This window comes from Ilumatobacter coccineus YM16-304 (genome assembly GCF_000348785.1).
GTDB classification, from domain to species: domain Bacteria; phylum Actinomycetota; class Acidimicrobiia; order Acidimicrobiales; family Ilumatobacteraceae; genus Ilumatobacter_A; species Ilumatobacter_A coccineus.
In genome coordinates this window covers 2,425,979-2,443,601 of the sequence record NC_020520.1, presented here as the reverse complement: position 1 = coordinate 2,443,601, position 17,623 = coordinate 2,425,979, and the positions used below count along the sequence as shown (strand labels likewise).

The window sequence follows — 17,623 nt, the reverse complement described above, 5'->3', positions numbered from 1 at the left end:
TGTTCGATGCCGTCGGTACGATTCGGCCGATGACTCCGACCGAGACCCTTTTCGCGAAGTGGGCCGACATCTCGGCCGTTGGATCTGCCGCTGCGGTGCTCAGCTGGGACCAGGAGACGAAGATGCCCCGCAACGGGCACGCCTCGCGCGGTCAGGCGCTCTCGGTGCTCGCCGGCATCCATCACGACAAGCTCACCGATCCGGCGCTCGCGGAAGCGATCGAGTCGGCCGCCGAGGCCGTTGGCGACGACCCGGTGCTCGCCGCGCAGATCCGTGAAGCTCGGCGCACCGTCCGTCGTGCGACCGCCATTCCCGGCGACATCGCCCGGCGTATCGCCGAGACGCAGAGCCGCGCCCTCGCGATCTGGCAGCAGGCCCGAGCCGACGCCGACTTCAACGCGTTCGAGCCGGTGCTCGGCGAGGTGCTCGAACTGACCAAGCAGGAGGCCGCGGCGCTGGTCGATGCCGGGGTCGCCAACCACCCGTACGACGCGCTGCTCGACGCCTACGAACCGGGAGCGACCGAGGCCGAACTCGCTCCCCTGTTCGCCGATCTGCGCGACGAGTTGTCGCCACTCATCAAGCAGGTCGCCGACAGCGGCGTCGTCGTCGACGAGTCACCGGCGAAGGGCGACTTCCCCGAAGCGCTGCAGGAGGAGTTCGGCACGATGGTCGCCACGGCCCTCGGCTACGACTTCGACTCCGGACGCCTCGACGTGTCGACACACCCGTTCACCACCGGGTTCGGCCCGGGCGACGTGCGCATCACGTGGCGCAGCGAGCCCGACGACTTCCGCTCCGGGCTCTTCGGCATCATGCACGAAGCAGGTCACGCCATGTACGAACAGGGCCTCCCGGCGGAGCACGCCAACACCCCGATCGGGCAGGCGACGTCGCTCGGCATCCACGAGAGCCAGTCACGGCTCTGGGAGAACCAGGTGGGCCGGTCGAAGGAGTTCTGGACGTGGGCGCTGCCGAAGTTCGTCGAGCGGTTCCCCGCGGCGTCCGGTGTGACCGTCGACGCGATGTACAAGGCAATGCACACCGTCACGCCGTCGTTCATCCGTGTCGAAGCCGACGAGGCCACGTACAACCTGCACATCGTCGCTCGCTTCGACATCGAGCGCCAGATCACGAGCGGCGACGTCGCGGTGCGCGATCTGCCCGAACTGTGGGCGTCCACCTATCAGGACCTGCTCGGTATCCGCCCCGAATCGGTCGCTGACGGCGTGCTGCAAGACATCCACTGGGCGATGGGCAGCATCGGTTACTTCCCGACGTACACCCTCGGCAACCTCATCGCCGCCCAACTCTTCGACGCCGCGGGCGACGCGATCGACGACCTCCCCGGCAAGATCAGCTCGGGTGACTTCGCCCCGCTGCTCGGCTGGCTCCGCGACAACGTGCACCGCCACGGCCGTTCGCTCAGCGCCGACCAGATCGTCCAGCAGGCCACCGGCCGACCGCTGTCGAGCGAGCCGTTCCTGCATCACCTCGAGGCCACGACGGCCGAGGTCTACGGCATCTGACCAGACTCCACACGAGCGACCGATGGGGCGAGGCCTGCGCTGTGCAGCCGATACCTTGTCGGTCGTCGCAGCAGCCGAGACGACGAATGGAGGTGACACGATGAGCGGAAGTGAGATCGCACGATTGACGCAGTTCAGCCACGGAGCTGGTTGAGGCTGCAAGCTCGCCCCGGGCGAGCTGGCGCACGTCGTGCGTCACCTGCAATCCGAACATCCCGACGAGCTCCTCGTCGGCCCCGACACCGGCGACGACGCCGCGGTGTGGAAGCTCGACGACGATCGAGCACTCGTCTCCACCGCCGACTTCATCACACCGGTGGTCGACGACTCGCGCACCTGGGGCCGAGTGGCCGCAGCCAACAGCGTGTCCGACATCTACGCCATGGGTGCGCGCCCGCTCTTCGCGCTCAACCTGGTGGGCTGGAACTCCGACGCGCTCTCGACCGAGCTCCTCGGCGAGGTGTTGGCCGGCGGACAAGACATCGCCACCGCGGCTGGATTCGTCATCGTCGGCGGGCACACCATCGACGATCCCGAGCCGAAGTACGGCATGTCGGTCACGGGCGAGGTGCATCCCGATCGCATCCTCACCAACGCCGGCCTGAAGCCGGGGCAGGACCTCCTTCTCACCAAGCCGCTCGGTATCGGCGTGCTCACCACGGCGATCAAGGCCGGTGTCGCCACCGACGACGAAGCGGCCGGTGCTGTGGCGTCGATGACCCGACTCAACGACATCGGTGCACGCCTGGCCTCCGCTGCCGGGGTCACCGGTTGTACCGACGTGACCGGCTTCGGGCTGCTCGGCCATCTCGGTCGCATGTCGCTCGAATCCGACGTGCGCAGCGAGATCGTGTTCGAGTCGATCCCGTTCCTTCCCGGGGCCACGACCCACGCCGCCAACGGCATCATGCCGGGCGGCAGCCGTCGCAACCTGCTGTGGGGCTCCGAACTGCTCGACGCCGGTGACCACGACGAGCTCGCTCAACTGTTGATCGCCGATGCGCAGACCTCCGGTGGTCTCGTGTTCGGCGTCGATCCGTCGGAGACCGAGGGCATCCTCGCCGAACTCGCGTCGAGCGGACACACCGCCGCGGTCATCGGCACGACGTCAGCACCCGGCACCGCGGGCGCCGGCGTCACGCTCCGCTGACCGCTCCGCTGCTCCACCGCTCCAGGCGGCTCGCCGCGGCCCGTCTCAGCTCGGCGTCCACCGAGCGGCCGAGAGCACATCGTCTCCCCGTACCAGGTGATAGTTGCCGGCTCCCCCGTCGGCCGGACCGCACACGGCGACGTCGTCGGCGAGCACCACGGGTTGCAGATACTCCATCTCGGCACGGCCGACGCGGCCGCTCTCGTCGAGCGCTGCCGCGTGCTCGACGAACTCCCAGTTCGCCGCGTTGTTGACGTGTTCGAACGGATCGAGATCCGTCCGCCGGATCGTCCACGGCTCCCGCCGCTCGTCGCCGTCGGGTGGGGGCACCGACAGACGCGCCGACACGGTGCGACCCGCTGCGGCCTGGCCATACGCCGACCGGAAGTCGTCGACGACACGTGACGGCTTGCCGGTGGCGACGTCGATCTGCACCCAGAGGCTCACCGTGTCGATACGAGCACCGCGTTCACCCGAGATCGAACTGCGGCGCTCGGCCCAACTCCGACCGAGACCGGTGCACCAGGTGGCGACATCGACGGTCTCGCCGAGCATCGCCGGGGTGGTCGTCTCGATCAGTGTGCGGCGCACGAGCCAGCCGAACCGGCGGTCGAGATCGGCGTCGGAGGCGTCGTCGGTGGCGATGTCCTGCAGGTAGCGCGCCGTGGCATCGAGGCGGAGGCGGCCCCGCCGATCGACGTCGCCGAGTCGAACCTTGCGCCGATCGGTGTACACGCGACCGGCGGACGGGAGGGGCAGGAGTTCGACAGCGGGGAGTTCCGGCACCCAGCGATCATGCCAGGCCGACGTCGACTCGCGGGATTCCCTGGCTGGCCTGTTGCCAGTTCATCACACGCGCGTTTCGCACCTCGCCGTTGCCAGTACCTTCGCGGGAATGAGCGAGCCCACGAAGTCAGCGCACACCCGGATCGCAGAGCGACTGATCGATCAGCGAGCCCAAGTCGTCGGTGTGGCGGTGTCGCCCGACGGCAGCCGAGTGGCATCCGTCGTCGCGACGACGAGCCTCGAGCACAACACCACGTACACGAAGGTGTGGATCGACGGCTCACCCGTCACCGGTGGCGAGCACGACGGCAACCCGACCTGGTCGCCCGACGGACGGTTCCTCGCGTTCACGTCTCGTCGCGGCGAGAAGAAGGGCGACTCCACGCTCCACGTCCTGCCGGTCGCCGAGCCGGGCGAGACCCGGCAGGTGTGCACGATGCCCGATGGGCTCGGCGACGTCGCCTGGTCGCCCGACGGCGCCTGGATCGCCTTCACCAGTCGCACTCGCGACGAGCGCTACACCAAGCCCGACGCGTCGTGGCAGTCACCGCGGAAGGTCGAGCGGTTGTTCAGTCGCCTCAACGGCGAGGACTGGGTGTTCGACCGCCCCAACCACGTGTACGTGGTGGCCGCCGACGGCACGAGCGGCGTGCGCAACCTGACGCCCGGCGAGTTCCAGCACAGCGGTATCGACTGGCTTCCCGACTCATCGGCCGTCGTCACGGCCGCATCACGCCACGACACGTGGGACACCGACCTGGCCACCGACATCTACCTCGTTCCGATCGACGCCGACGAACACCCCGAGTCGATCCGCTCGCTCACCGCCCACGACGGCGAGTACGGATCGCCGAGCGTGTCGCCCGACGGCACGAGCGTCGCGTTCATCGGCCACAGTGACCTGCTCACGCTGCCGGTCAACGCGCACATCGGCATCATCCCGATCGGCGACACCCCGGTGTCCGCGAACGACATCACCTGGGCCTCGTCGGCGCTCGATCGCACCTTCTACAGCACCCTCGGCACGCGGAATCCGGTGTGGGAAGGCTCGTCGACGCTGCTGGCCGTCGCCGAAGACCGCGGCGACACCCACCTCTACCGCATCGCCGCCGACGGCAGTGCCGCTCCCGACCCGCTCACGTCCGGCCCGCTCGGCGTTGCGACGTTCGACGCTGCCGGGGGCACGCTCGCCACCGTCGAGACCACGATCGACCGGCCCGGGGAACTCTTCGTCGACGGCGAGCGTCGGTCGAACGTGACCGCCCGGCTCACACCACGTCTGCTGCCGTGGGAGAAGTTCACGGTGCCGACCGCCGACGGCGCCGACGAGATCGACGCGTGGATCATGCGCCCGGCCGACTTCGACGAGTCGTCGACCTATCCCGTGCTCCTCAACGTCCACGGCGGACCGTTCACCCAGTACGGCGAGTACTTCTTCGACGAGGCGCAAGCGCAGGCGGCGGCCGGTTTCGTCGTCGTGCTCGGCAACCCTCGGGGCGGCAGCGGCCGGCACACCGAGTGGGGTCAGGCCATCCTCGGCCCGAAGCATCCGATCGCTCCGGGCACCGGTTGGGGCAGCGTCGACGTCGACGACGTATTGTCGATCATCGACGGAGCGCTCGACCGCTATGCGTTCTGCGATCGTGACCGAGTGGGCATGCTCGGCGGGTCGTACGGCGGGTTCATGGCCACCTGGCTCGCGGCCAATCACGGCGACCGGTTCCGCGCCTTCTGTTCCGAACGAGCGGTCAACAACCTGCTGTCGGAAGAGTGGTCGAGCGACATCGCCACCGCGTTCAAGACCGAACACGGACCGAGTCACATCGACGACCCGCAGGTCTACACCGACCACTCGCCGATCGAGAAGGTCCGCAACATCGACAAGCCGATGCTGCTCATCCACAGCGAGGAGGACTGGCGCTGCCCGATCGTCCAGGCCGAGGAGCTGTGGATCGCGTTGAAGCTGCTCGGACGCGAGGTCGACTTCTACCGATTCCCTGGCGAGAACCACGAGCTGTCGCGCAGCGGCTCCCCGGTGCACCGCGTGCAACGTTTCGAGATCATCCTCGACTGGTTCGCCGACAAACTCGCCGCTCACTGACACGGCGCCGCGCACCCCGGTCGGTGAGCCCCGACCGGGGTGCCGACCTCGCTGCGGTCACGCTGCGTCGCGTGCGTGGCAGTCACAACACCAGGTCTGTCCGAAACCACGCCGCTGCGCCTCCGGTGCGTCGGTAGCGTCGCCGTCATGACTCGCGGCCCCCTGAAGCACGTCGATCGCGACGCGCTCTCCGACGTCGTCCCGCTGCTGATACCGGCGATCCCGTTCGGTTTCGTCATCGGTCTCGCGATCACCGAGTCGGCGATGCCGGGTTGGATCGGCTGGCTCAGCGCCCCACTCGTCTTCGCCGGAGCCGCCCAGCTCGCCATGATCACCCTCGCCGGCACCGCATCGCTGTGGGCGATCATCGCTGCCGTGCTGGTCATCAACACCCGCCACGTCATGTACAGCGCCGCGCTGGCACCGGTGTTCAGAACCCAGCCGCGCTGGATGCGCTGGTTCGCGCCGTTCCTGCTGGTCGACCAGGCGTTCGCCTTGTCGATCGTGCAGGTCGACAAGGACCCCGCGGCGTTCCGGCGCTACTACCTGACCGCTGCGTTCGCCCTCTACCTGACGTGGAACCTCGTCGTGCCACTCGGCATGCTCATCGGCCCCGTGGTGCCCGAAGCGTGGCGGCTCGACTTCGCTCCCCCGATCATGTTCGCCGGGTTGGTGCTCTTCGCGATCAACCGGGTTCCCGCCGGCGTGGCGGCGCTCGCCGGAGGCCTCACCTCGCTCGCTGCCGTCGGGCTGCGTGACCGTGTCGGCATCGTGATCGGGGCGATCGTGGGTGTCGTCGCCGGAGCGGTGGCCGAGCAGGTGATGGCACGGCGCAGCGGCGACACACGTCCCGAATCCGACGCTCCGCACGCCGAGGTGACACCGTGAGCACGTCGAGCGCCCTCTTCGTGCTGTTCGTTGCTGCAGCGGGAACGTACGCGGCTCGTGGCGGCCTGATCCTGCTGCTCGCCGACCGCTCGCTCCCCGCGTCGGTCGAGCGGTCGTTGCAGTACGTCGGGCCGGCCGTGCTCGCTGCGCTCACCGTCAACCTCGCCGTCGGCGACGATGGCGTCGGTTCCGTCGAGTTCGCCGAAGCCGCCGCGCTGCTGGTCGCCGCCGGTGTCGCCGTGTGGCGTCGCAACCTCATCTGGACGTTCGTGGCCGCCATGTCGACACTCTGGATACTCGGCGCGCTGACCTGACTGGGTACTGTCGGCGAATGTCGAAGATCACACTGATTGCAAAGCTCACCGCCGCCGAGGGCAAGAACGACGAACTCGAAACGGTGCTCCAGGGCGTGTGCGACGCCTCCGTCGAAGAAGACGGCCTCGAGATCTACAGCGCGCACCGCGCCAACGACCAGGACGGCGTCTACTACTTCTTCGAGATGTACCAGGACGGCGAAGCGCTCGCCATCCATGGCAAGGGCGACGGGATGAAGGCAGCGATGGGCAAGTTCGGCGGACTCCTCGCCGGCGCTCCCGAGATCACGCTGATGACGCCGCTCGCAGCGAAGGGTCTCGACATCTGATCGCTCCCGACGCCGATCAGCGGCACGGCGTGGATTCACGCCGTGCTTGGCTGACCGTCGTCGCAGCATTCTTCTCGTCGGCGACGACACTCGGCATCGCCTACAGCTTCGGCGCCTTCTTCGAGTCGATGAGCGAGGAGTTCGGTGCCGCGCGCAGCGCCACCGCCGTCATCTTCGGGATCACGACGTTCTCGTTCTTCTGGCTCGGCATCATCACGGGTCGGTTGTCCGACCGGTTCGGCCCGAGGTTGGTGCTGGTCATCGGCGCCGTCGCGCTGTTCGTCGGGCTCTTCGCCACCAGCCGCGTCGATTCGCTCGGCCTCGGCTACGTCACCTACGGCGCCGGAGTCGGTGTGGCGGCGGCCTGTGGCTACGTCCCGATGGTCGCGGTCGTCGGCGGATGGTTCGATCGACAGCGAGCCGTGGCGGTCGGGTTGGCGGTCGCCGGGATCGGCGTCGGCACCCTCGTGTTGTCACCGCTGTCGGCCGCGCTCATCGACCGCTGGGGTTGGCGTGACACCTACGTCGTGTTCGCCTTCGCCGGGGCCGCGGTGCTGCTGTTGTGCATCCCGCTCGTCGACCGTCCGCCGGGCGACGGTTCGCCGCAGCCCTCCCGCTTCGCCGACGCCGCCGCCAGCCCGGTCTTCCGGCAGGTGTTGGTGTCGGCGTTCTTCCTCGGGCTGTCGCTGTTCGTCCCGTTCGTGTTCGTCGGCCAGTACGCGAAGGAGCGCGACGTCAGCTCGGTCGCCGCTGCGGTGCTGGTCGGCGTGCTGGGCGGGTCGAGCGTGCTGTCGAGGATCGGATTCGGATCGCTGGTCCGTAGGTTCGGATCGTTCCGCCTGTACCGAACCTGCTTCATCATCCAGGGCTGCAGTTTCGTGGTGTGGTTCTTCGCCGGTGCGTCGTATCCGCTGCTGGTGGTCTTCGTGCTCGTGCTCGGGGTCGGCTACGGCGGTTTCGTCGCCCTCGGCCCGATCGTGATCTCCGATCGCATGGGCGTAGCCGGTCTGGGGTCGATTCTCGGGCTGCTGTACACCGGACCGGGCCTCGGCGGCCTCATCGGACCGCCGACGGCCGGGTGGATCATCGACCAGACCGACAGCTACCGCTGGGCGATCGGGGCCTGCTTCATCTGCTCGGCGATCGCCGTGGCGTTGCTCAACGGGCTCCCCGTCGATGCGCACGGCCGCCTCGTCCGCGCCGACGACGCCCGCGGCTGAGCAGAGTTGGTTACGTTGCTCCCGGAGCGATGTAATCAACTTCGCCATCCGAGTTGGTTACGTTGCTCCCGGAGCGATGTAACCAACTTTGCTCAGCCGGGATGGAAAAGACCAGGTCGGTCAGTCGGTGTAGCGGCCAGCGAGGCGCGAGTTGGTTACGTTGCTCCCGGAGCGATGTAATCAACTTTGTGATCCGGGATGGAGATGACCAGGTCGGTCAGTCGGTGTAGCGGCCGGCGAGTTGGGCGAGGATCTCGCGACACTCGGCGGCGCAGCTCTGGAGGATGTCGGCGACCGGCTCGACCGAGTCGATGCGGCCGGCGACCTGGCCCGTGAGCGCCAGGCTCGAGTTCATGTCGCCGCCGAAGTAGAGGTCGAGCGCCGTGCCCGCGAGCGCCGACATGGCGTTGGTCTCGGTGTCGTACTCGAGCGCTTCGCTCCGCTCGGTGCGCAGTGCCCGCAGCGCCGGTGACGTGTGGCGGTTGAGGAACACCGTGTCGGTCTCGGCGGCCTCGACGATCGACTGCTTCCAGTTGTCGTGGACCGGTGACTCGGCGGCCGACACCATGCGCGTGCCCATCTGGATGCCTTCGGCGCCGAGTGCCAGCGCCGCGGCCATCGAGGCACCGTCGATCATGCCGCCCGCGGCGATGATCGGCACGTCGACCTTCGATGCGATGAGCGGTAGGAGGACCATCAGCGCCACGTCGCGAGGGTTCTTGAAGCCACCGCCCTCTCCCCCTTCGACGACCAGACCGTCGACACCGGCTTCGACGGCCTTGAGCGCGCCGTGGAGGGTCGGCACGACGTGGAACACCGTGAGGCCGGCGTCCTTCAGCGTGGAGGTGTACTTCGTCGGGTTGCCGGCCGAGGTGGTGACGAAGTTGACGCCCTGGTCGATCACGAACTGCACGATGTCGGGATCGCGAACGAACGCCTGGGCGATGTTGACGCCGAACGGCTTGTCGGTCAGATCGGCCATCTTCGCGATCTCGCCGCGCACCGCATCGAGCTCGCCAGACGAGGTCTCGATGATGCCCATGCCACCCGCGTTCGACACCGCCGAGGCGAGTTGGGCGCGCGCGATCCAACCCATCGGGGCCTGCACGATCGGCAGTTCGACGCCCAGCATCTCGGTGACTCGGTTCGGAAACGTGGTGCTCATGGGCACGATCATGGCCGACGCAGTCACGACACCGCGAACCGGGACCACACGAGCGCGAGGCCCGCCCTTGGGTCGACGCCGCACGGGCGCATACGGTCGGCGTATGGAACTCGCGAACAAGGTCGTCGTCGTCACGGGTGGCGGATCAGGAATCGGTGCTGCCATCGCCCGGGCTGCCGTGGCCGAACAGGCCCGCCACGTGGTCGTGGTCGACCTCGACGCCGACGCAGCGCAGCGCGTGGCCGACGAGATCGGTGGCACGGCCGCCGCCGTCGATGTCAGCGACGACGAAGCGATCCGCAAGCTCGTGGCCGACACCGAAGACGCTCATGGCCCGATCGGGCTGTTCGTGTCGAACGCCGGGTACGTCACCGCCGCCGGCTTGGAGGACTCCAACGAGTCGATCCAGAAGATGTGGGAGGTGCACTGCATGGCGCACATCTATGCGGCTCGCGCCGTGCTGCCGTCGATGATCGCCCAGGGCGAGGGCTACATCTTGAGCACCGCGTCGGCCGCCGGGCTGCTCACGCAACTCGGATCGCTCGCGTACTCGATCACGAAGGCCGCTGCGGTGTCGATCGCCGAGTGGATCGCGATCAGCCACCATCACCAGGGCATCCGAGCGTCGGTGCTGTGCCCGCAGGCCGTGGCGACCAACATCATCCAGAACAGCCCCGACTACGACCCCGATGCGAGTCCTGACGACTTCGAAGGCGGGGTGGCGAGTGGAGACGGCGTGCTCGACCCGGCCGACGTCGCTGCGCTGTGCATCGAGACGATCCGCAACGAGACGTTCCTGGTGCTCCCGCACCCGGAGGTCGCGACGTACGCCGAGCGCAAGGGCGCCGACCGTGATCGCTGGCTGGCCGGAATGCGCCGATTCCAGTCGGTGCTGTACCCCGACGGCGATCTCCCGGGCGACGCGATCTCGCCGCTCTGACCGGGGCGTCGCTGTGGCTCAGACCGCTGCGGTCAGCCGCTTGCGCTGCAGCAGGTCGCGCATCTCGACGACGGTGAGCACGACGAAGAACTGAGCGACGGCGAAGCCGGCGACGGTGGCCGACGCCGCTGTACTGGCGTGATAGCTGAGGGTGAGTCCGAACACCACCGACGACCAGCCGAAGCCGACGGCGACGAGCATCGCCACCGGCATGCGACGGACGACCAGGACGGCCGTCGCCGGAGGCGCCACCATCAGGCCGAAGACGAGCAGGGTTCCGACGACTCGGAACGTCGACACCACCGACAGGGCGAGCAGCAGCAGCATCGCCACGTGGGCGATGTCGGGTCGCAGGCCGAGCACCTCGGCCTTGTCTCGGTTGACGGCGAGGGCCAGGAACGATCGGTGGCCCACGACCATGCCGACCACGGTGACGGCCAACGCCCCCACGCCGATCCAGAGTTCGGTCGTGCGCACGCCGAGCACGTCGCCGAACAGGAACGCGGTGAGGTCGCCCGCGAACGTGACCTCACGACTGATGAGCACGACGCCGAGCGCCAGCATCCCGACGAACAGCAGACCGATCGCGGTGTCGTCGGACACCCGGGTCGTGCGGTGGACCACGTTGATGCCCAGCACCATCACGACAGCGCTCGCCATCGCACCGAGCGTCAGGTCGAACCCCCAGATGACGGCGAGCGCGATGCCCGGCAACACGCCGTGCGCCATGGCATCACCGAAGAAGGCCAGGCCGCGGACGACCACCCAGGTTCCGATGAGTGCGGTGATCGTGGCAGCGAGCAGTCCGCCGAGGAGCGCGCGCTGCGTGATCTGCGACGCGAACGCATCGGCGAACAGGTCGATCACGGCGCCAGGGCCTCAGCGATCAGTTCGGCGTTGGTGGTCATCATCGAAATGTAGTCCTCGGCACCCGACCCGCTCGGTCCGAGTGATCCGGAGAAGAGTTCGACGACCTGGACACCGCCGCCCACTTCATCGGCGAGCGCCGACGCCAACTGATCGGATTCGGTGTTCTCGGCGAACACGGCCGTGACCGATCGGTCTCGCATCAGTTCGGCGAGGTCGTCGAGTGCGGCCGGCGAGACTTCGGCATTGGTCGTGAGCGACGGGATCACGGTGCCGATGACCTCGAATCCGTACCGGTTGGCGAAGTAGCCGAACGCGTCGTGGTTGGTGACGAGCACGCGCTGGTCGTCGGGGATCGGGGCGAGAATCGTCTCGATCTCGGCGTCGAGGGTCTCGAGCCTGGCGATGTAGGCGTCGAGCGATTCGTCGATGTCGGCGCTGTCGACGCCAGCCGTGGTCAGTTCGGCCCGGAGCGCCTCGAGCACGGGGATCAGCCCGGCCGGGTCGGTCCAGAGGTGAGGGTCGACCCCACCGTGATCGTGACCGTCATGGTCGTCGTGGTCCTCGTCGTCGTGGTCCTCGTCGTCGTGGTCCTCGTCGTCGTGATCCTCGTCCGCGTGATCCTCGTCCGCGTGATCTTCGTGGTCCTCGTCCGCGTGGTCCTCGTCCGCGTGGTCCTCGTCCGCGTGATCCTCGTCCGCGTGATCCTCGTCCGCGTGATCCTCGTCCGCGTGATCCTCGTCCGCGTGATCCTCGTCAGCGTGGTCCTCGTCCGCGTGATCCTCGTCCGCGTGATCCTCGTCGCTCGTGCTCAACACGTCGAGGTGATCGGAGAAGGCGAACACCGGCGTACCGGTGTCGGCGACGGCGTCGATGATGCCATCGAGACCGGCTTCGAGGTCGAGACCGTTCGTCACGAGCAGGCCGGCGTTCTCCATCAGCTCGGCTTGCTTCGCCGACGCAGAGAAGTCGTGCGGGTCGGCCCCGGCCGGCATGACGACATCGATCGTGATCGCGTCGGGCACAGCGTCGCCGAGCGCGGACCGAACGATGTCACCGTGGATCGACGTCGTGACGACGATCGAGAACGCGTCGCTGTCTCCGGTCGCGGCGTCGGAGCCGCACGCTGCCACAGCGCCGAGCCCGAGGGTGGAGGCGAGCAGGGTCGTACTGATATTGAGAATCTTTCTCACTTGCAGAAGCGTACGGGGGCGCACCTCCGGCAACAACCAGAAATCAGAAGATCGGGCTCAGGTGCAGTTCGCGCAGCGGCCGTACACGTCGAGCGTGTGATGCCCGGCGACGAACCCCTCCGACGACTCGAGCGCCCGCAGTGCCTCGTCGAGCGATCGTTCGACCGCCGGGTCGAGCACCACATCGGCCACCGAGCCGCAGTTCTCGCAGATCAGATGATGATGGTGCTCGGTGAGCGCCTCGGAGAGCTCGTATCGGGCGTACTCGCCACCGTGAGCGAGGCGACGAACGACACCGGCCTCCTCGAGGAGCGAGAGATTCCGGTACGCCGAGCTCTGTGCCAGGTCGGAGGAGGCCTCGAGGAGTTCGGGAAGCGTGACCGGGCCGTCGGCGTCGTGCAGTCCGGCGACGATCGCGCGTCGACCCGACGTGTAGCGGAGGTCGTGATCGGCGAGTTGCTGTGTCACCGCCCGATCGAGTTCTGTCGTCGATCCCATCGTCGTCCGAGGGTAGTCGGCACCAGGCGTCAGCCGGTGCCCCCGTCGCGTGCGATCACCGGGTCGGCGATCGCACCGCTGTCGACGAGCCGGTCGATGTCGGCATCGGCGAGCCCGGCGTCGCGCAAGACACTGCGGCTGTGCTGCCCCACCGCCGGCGACGGTGAAGAAGGCGTGGTGTCGACGCCACGAATCCGTAGCGGTGAACGCACGGTGCGGTACTCCCCCAGCTCGGGATGCTCGATCGTCGGGAACATCCCCATCGCTTCGGCCTGGTCGTCGGCAACCACCTCGTGCAGCGCGAGCACCGGACCCCAGATGATCTTGTGCTCGTCGAAGATCGGACCCCACTCGTCACGTGTTCGCACCGAGAGCGCCTCGTCGATCAGGTCGACGAGTTCGTGCATGTTGTGGAACCGCTTGCGCAGGGTGTCGAAACGCTCGTCGTCGATGAGGTGTTCGAGCCCGACCGCTTTGGCGAACTGTGCGAACCCCGACTCCTCCGGCATGTTGAACACGACCCAGCGATCGTCGCCGCAGGGGTAGCGGTTGGCCGTGGCCGTGATCTGTTGGTACCGCGAGCGGTGACGAACGGGCGCCTCGTCGACGGCGGTGACGCCGTAGTCGGTGGCGAGCGTCCAGGCGGCGGTCTCGAACAGCGAGGTCTCGACGACCTGCCCCTCCCCCGTCCGGTCGACGACGCGCAGCGCCGCGAGGATCGTGGCGACGAGCGCCAACCCGGTCGTGTGATCGCCCTGTGCGGGGCGCGCCATCGACACGAGCGCATCGCTGGCCTCGCGCGTCGAGTCGTACAGGCCCGACCGCCCGAAGAACGCCGTGACGTCGTAGCCCGGACGCCACGCCTGCGGACCTTCGGTGCCGTAGCCGGTGAGCGTCGCGTGGACCAGTTTGGGGTTGAGCTCGTGGAGTCGTTCCGGATGGAGGCCGAAGCGTTCTTGGCGTCGGGTGAGCAGGTTGCACAAGAAGATGTCGGCGTTCTCGACCAGGCGGCGAACGACGTCGGCACCGGCGTCGGAGCCGAGGTCGACGGCGATGGAGCGCTTGCCCCGGTTGTCGACGTCGAAACCGAAGTCGTAGCCGTTGAACTCGCCGTCGACCTTCGCCGGGCGGCTCGTGTTTCGCATGGGGTCACCCGTGAGGGGCTCGACCTTGATGACGTCGGCGCCGAGGTCGGCGAGGATCGCTCCCGCGCTGGGAGCGGCCATCCAACTGTCGACCTCGATCACCCGGATGCCGTCGAGCGGCTTGATCTGCGTCATCGGACGCGCTGCATCTTGTTGGTCACGCAGGACAGTGTCATACGGCGACGCTGGCGCCGAAGAATCCACGCAGTGCGGCGGCCATCTGTTCGCGGTAGGTCGCGGAGGTGACCATCGCTCCGACCGCCGGGACCGACGTGTGGATCTGGCCGTGGGCCTGGACGTGTTCGACGTCGACGCCGGCCTCACGGAGCGCTGCGGCATAGGCGTCGCCTTCGTCGCGCAGCGGGTCGAACTCGCACGTGACGATCATCGCCGGAGCCAGGCCTGCGAGATTGCTCGCACGCAGGGGCGATGCGATCGGATCGGTGCGGTCGGCCTCGTCGATGTAGTTGTCGAGGAAGTAGTCCATCAAGTTCTTGGTGAGCACGTAGCCCTCGCCGTTGTCGGTGTACGACTGGCGCTGTTCGGCGCAGTCGGTCACCGGCGTCAGCAGTACCTGCCCGGCGAGGGACGGACCACCTTCGTCGCGGGTGCGCTGAGCCACATGGGCGGCGAGGTTGGCCCCTGCGCTCCATCCGGCCACGGCGAGTTCGCCGTTGCCGCCGAGTTCGTCGGCGTGCTCGGCGACCCATGCGAGCGCGGCGTAGGCGTCGTGATGCGCGGCGGGGAACTTGGCTTCGGGGCCGTGGCGGTAGTCGACAGAGATGATGATCGAGCCGGAGTTGTTGCACAGGTCTCGGCACAGTGCGTCGTCGGAGGTGGCGTTGCCGATCACCCAGCCACCGCCGTGGAAGTAGAGCGTGATCGGGTGCGGGCCGGGGGTGGCCGGTCGGTACAGCCGGTAGTCGAGGTCGTTGCCGTCGGCCCCGGGCAGCGTTGCGTCGATGACGTCACCGACCTCGGGGCCGGGAGGGCTCGCCGCGCCCATCGCTTCGGAGAACGCACGGGCGTCGGGGGCCGGCATCGACTCCATCGGCGGAAGGTCGAGTTCGGCCATCATCTCGAGCATCACCATCACGTCGGGCTGCAGCCGGCAGATCACGCCGGTGTCGACGTGTTCTCCCGACGGACCGCTGCGGGCGAATCCGACGTAGTCGCCATCGACGACCGCGTCGCAGATGCGTCGGTACCGGTCGACCCCACCGAGGTACGGCAGCACCACGCGGGCCTTGCCGGGCACGTTCGCACCCATGTACCAGGAGTTGGCTTCGGGGAAGAGGGTCATGTCGGCGAAGTCGTTGGCGTGAGCGACCCAGCCGTCTTCGGCTTCCTGCGTGGGCTCGATGACACGCTGGTCGTGGTCACGCAGGTGATCGAGCGTGTCGCAGATCCAGTCGACGTGCTGCTCGATCGACACGGCCATGTTCGACAGCACCGATGGGCTCTGCGGACCCGTCACCATGAAGAGATTGGGGAAGTCGTGCGACATGAGCCCGAGGTAGGTCTTGGGGCCCTCGGCCCACTTCTCCTTGAGCTGCACGCCGTTGCGGCCGGCGATGTCGACTCGGACGATGGCGCCCGTCATCGCGTCGAATCCGGTGGCGTAGACGAGCGCGTCGAACTCGTACGAGGTGGCGCCGTCGCCGTCGACCACATCGATGCCCGCCGGCGTGATGCTGCTGATCGGATTGGCGAAGAGGTCGACGAGCGTCACGTGCGGTTCGTTGAACGTGGCGTAGTAGTTCGTGTCGAGGCAGAGGCGCTTCGTGCCGAGCGGGTAGGTGGTCGGGCACAGCGCTTCGGCGGTGGTCGGGTCGTCGACGATGCTGCGGATCTTGTTGCGCACGAACTCGGCGGCGTACTCGTTCGCGGTGCGGTCGACGAGGAGGTCCATGAACGCTCCGGTCATCGAGAAGATGGTGCCCTCCTCCCACGCTTCCTCGAAGCGCTCCTGGCGGCGCTCTTCGCTGACGGTGAGCGCGCTCTCCTCCGACAGCTCGCGCGGCACGCCCGCCGACGAGTACTTCGCCAGCTGTCGGTACGCCGCGCGGTCGGCGTCGATGGCCGCGCGGTCGGCGGGTCGGACGGGGCCGTTGTGGGCGGGCAGCGAGAAGTTCGGCGTGCGCTGGAAGACCGTGAGTTCGCTGGCCTGCGAGGCGATGATCGGGATCGACTGGATGGCCGACGACCCGGTGCCGATGACACCGACACGCTTGCCGGTGAAGTCGACGCCTTCGTGCGGCCAGCGCCCGGTGAAGTAGACGTCGCCCTCGAACGTGCCGGTTCCGGCGATGTCGGGATCCTTCATCGACGACAGACACCCGGTGGCCATCACGTAGTAGCGGCAGGTGGTCTGCTGTCCGTCGTCGGTGGCGACGGTCCAGAGTTCGGTGTCGTCGTTCCACGCGGCTCCGTCGACTCGCGTCTCGAAGGTGATGTGGCGTCGCAGGTCGTGTTTGTCGGCGACGTGGTTGACGTAGCGCAGGATCTCGGGCTGGGTGGCGTAACGCTCCGACCACTCCCAGGTCTCGTCGAGTTCGGCGTCCCAGCTGTAGCTGTAGTCGATGCTCTGCACGTCGCAGCGTGCGCCCGGGTAGCGGTTCCAATACCAGGTGCCGCCGACGTCGTCGCCAGTTTCGAACGCGACGGCCGACATGCCCATCTCGCGGAGTCGATACAGGAGGTACAGGCCGGCGATGCCGGCTCCGACCACGACGACGTCGACATCTGGTTGCTGATCACTCATGTGACCATGATCGCACCCCGCGAGGGGGCCTCTCGACTCGGGCTGGCCGTCGATCTCTCGACCGAGCCCGTCCGGCGCCTCGGTACTACTTCTTGACGAAGCGCCAGACCGTCGGGAAGAGCAGTCCGGCGGCGATCATCTTCACGAGGTCGCCAGCGAGGAACGGCCGCACACCGAGCGACCAGCCAGTGGTGCCGCTGCCGGCGAACGGCACGCCGACGACGTGGGAGAGCCAGGCTGCGCCGAGTACGTACAGCACGGCGTTCGCCAGGACGACCGCGGCGATGAACGGTACGGCTCGACGGTCACGACCGTGCTCGGCGGCGAGTCCGACCATGACGGCCATCACGAGGTAGCCGACGAGGTAGCCACCGGTCGCACCGGTGAAGTGGTCCCAGCCGCCGCTCGCGTTGGTGAAGAACGGGAGGCCGATGATGCCGAGGGCGAGGTACAGGCCCATCGAGGCGGCGGCCCGCCGGGTGCCGAGCGCTCCGCCGACGAGCACGGCGGCGAACGTGGCGAGGTTGATCGGCACCGGGGTGAATCCGAGCGGGATGCGCACCTGCGACGCGGCGGCGGTGAGCAGTGCGCCACCGACGACGAGCGTGGCGGTCTTGTCGCGCAACGTCGGGATCAGATCGATCAAGACAGCGCTGGCCGGGCGCGGAGTGGTGAGGGCGACAGCTTCAGACATGCGGGATCTTCCTAGCGTTGGGGGTGTGGAGCACGTTCGT

16 protein-coding genes are annotated in these 17,623 nt (G+C 67.9%); 8 read left to right on the top strand and 8 right to left on the bottom strand.

The features are described from left to right. Positions 1–29 precede the first annotated feature (29 nt). Positions 30–1,529, top strand: a complete 1,500-nt coding sequence (locus YM304_RS10990; protein ID WP_015441756.1) for a carboxypeptidase M32 — start codon at positions 30–32, stop codon at positions 1,527–1,529. Between the two features lie 100 nt (positions 1,530–1,629). After that, positions 1,630–2,679 (top strand): selenide, water dikinase SelD, encoded by a 1,050-nt coding sequence (gene selD / locus YM304_RS10985; protein ID WP_015441755.1) that lies wholly within the window; start codon positions 1,630–1,632, stop codon positions 2,677–2,679. A 45-nt stretch (positions 2,680–2,724) separates the two neighbouring features. On the opposite strand, the gene YM304_RS10980 is transcribed toward selD, so the two are convergent. Next, on the bottom strand, positions 2,725–3,465 hold the full coding sequence (locus YM304_RS10980) for an acyl-[acyl-carrier-protein] thioesterase (protein ID WP_015441754.1): 741 nt from the start codon (positions 3,463–3,465) through the stop codon (positions 2,725–2,727). A gap of 109 nt (positions 3,466–3,574) precedes the next feature. On the opposite strand from YM304_RS10980, the gene YM304_RS10975 reads away from it, so the two are divergent. From YM304_RS10975 to YM304_RS10955, 5 genes are all read left to right on the top strand, one after another. Further along, a complete protein-coding gene (locus YM304_RS10975; protein ID WP_015441753.1) occupies positions 3,575–5,566 on the top strand; it encodes a S9 family peptidase in 1,992 nt (663 codons plus the stop codon). A gap of 147 nt (positions 5,567–5,713) precedes the next feature. Then, positions 5,714–6,454 carry an AzlC family ABC transporter permease gene (locus YM304_RS10970; protein ID WP_015441752.1) on the top strand — a complete coding sequence of 247 codons (741 nt, stop codon included), beginning with the start codon at positions 5,714–5,716 and terminating at the stop codon, positions 6,452–6,454. Further along, a complete protein-coding gene (locus YM304_RS10965; protein ID WP_015441751.1) occupies positions 6,451–6,768 on the top strand; it encodes an AzlD domain-containing protein in 318 nt (105 codons plus the stop codon). The genes YM304_RS10970 and YM304_RS10965 overlap by 4 nt, the downstream gene beginning before the upstream one ends. A gap of 17 nt (positions 6,769–6,785) precedes the next feature. After that, entirely contained in the window at positions 6,786–7,097 is a 312-nt protein-coding gene (locus tag YM304_RS10960) for a putative quinol monooxygenase (RefSeq protein WP_015441750.1), read from the top strand. A 29-nt stretch (positions 7,098–7,126) separates the two neighbouring features. Then, the gene (locus YM304_RS10955) at positions 7,127–8,317 is read left to right on the top strand and encodes an MFS transporter (protein ID WP_015441749.1); all 1,191 of its coding nucleotides are present in this window, start codon (positions 7,127–7,129) and stop codon (positions 8,315–8,317) included. A 217-nt stretch (positions 8,318–8,534) separates the two neighbouring features. Here the strand turns inward: YM304_RS10955 and YM304_RS10950 are convergent, their stop codons facing one another. Then, a complete protein-coding gene (locus tag YM304_RS10950) occupies positions 8,535–9,494 on the bottom strand; it encodes an NAD(P)H-dependent flavin oxidoreductase (RefSeq protein WP_083908580.1) in 960 nt (319 codons plus the stop codon). A 91-nt stretch (positions 9,495–9,585) separates the two neighbouring features. Here YM304_RS10950 and YM304_RS10945 point away from each other — a divergent pair, with 91 nt between their 5' ends. Further along, positions 9,586–10,422, top strand: a complete 837-nt coding sequence (locus YM304_RS10945; RefSeq protein WP_015441747.1) for an SDR family oxidoreductase — start codon at positions 9,586–9,588, stop codon at positions 10,420–10,422. An 18-nt stretch (positions 10,423–10,440) separates the two neighbouring features. Here the strand turns inward: YM304_RS10945 and aztB are convergent, their stop codons facing one another. The 6 genes from aztB to YM304_RS10915 form a co-directional block, all read right to left on the bottom strand. Next, positions 10,441–11,289, bottom strand: coding sequence for a zinc ABC transporter permease AztB (aztB, locus tag YM304_RS10940; protein WP_015441746.1), 849 nt, complete (start codon positions 11,287–11,289; stop codon positions 10,441–10,443). Further along, the gene (locus YM304_RS10935) at positions 11,286–12,482 is read right to left on the bottom strand and encodes a metal ABC transporter substrate-binding protein (protein ID WP_162142060.1); all 1,197 of its coding nucleotides are present in this window, start codon (positions 12,480–12,482) and stop codon (positions 11,286–11,288) included. The genes aztB and YM304_RS10935 overlap by 4 nt, the downstream gene beginning before the upstream one ends. A 57-nt stretch (positions 12,483–12,539) precedes the next feature. Beyond that, on the bottom strand, positions 12,540–12,980 hold the full coding sequence (locus tag YM304_RS10930) for a Fur family transcriptional regulator (RefSeq protein WP_015441744.1): 441 nt from the start codon (positions 12,978–12,980) through the stop codon (positions 12,540–12,542). A gap of 29 nt (positions 12,981–13,009) precedes the next feature. Next, on the bottom strand, positions 13,010–14,260 hold the full coding sequence (locus YM304_RS10925) for a CaiB/BaiF CoA transferase family protein (protein ID WP_015441743.1): 1,251 nt from the start codon (positions 14,258–14,260) through the stop codon (positions 13,010–13,012). A 37-nt stretch (positions 14,261–14,297) separates the two neighbouring features. Then, a complete protein-coding gene (locus tag YM304_RS10920; RefSeq protein WP_015441742.1) occupies positions 14,298–16,889 on the bottom strand; it encodes a flavin-containing monooxygenase in 2,592 nt (863 codons plus the stop codon). Between the two features lie 85 nt (positions 16,890–16,974). Continuing rightward, complete coding sequence (locus YM304_RS10915; RefSeq protein ID WP_041298204.1) at positions 16,975–17,583, bottom strand: biotin transporter BioY; 609 nt, start codon at positions 17,581–17,583, stop codon at positions 16,975–16,977. Positions 17,584–17,623: the final 40 nt, after the last annotated feature.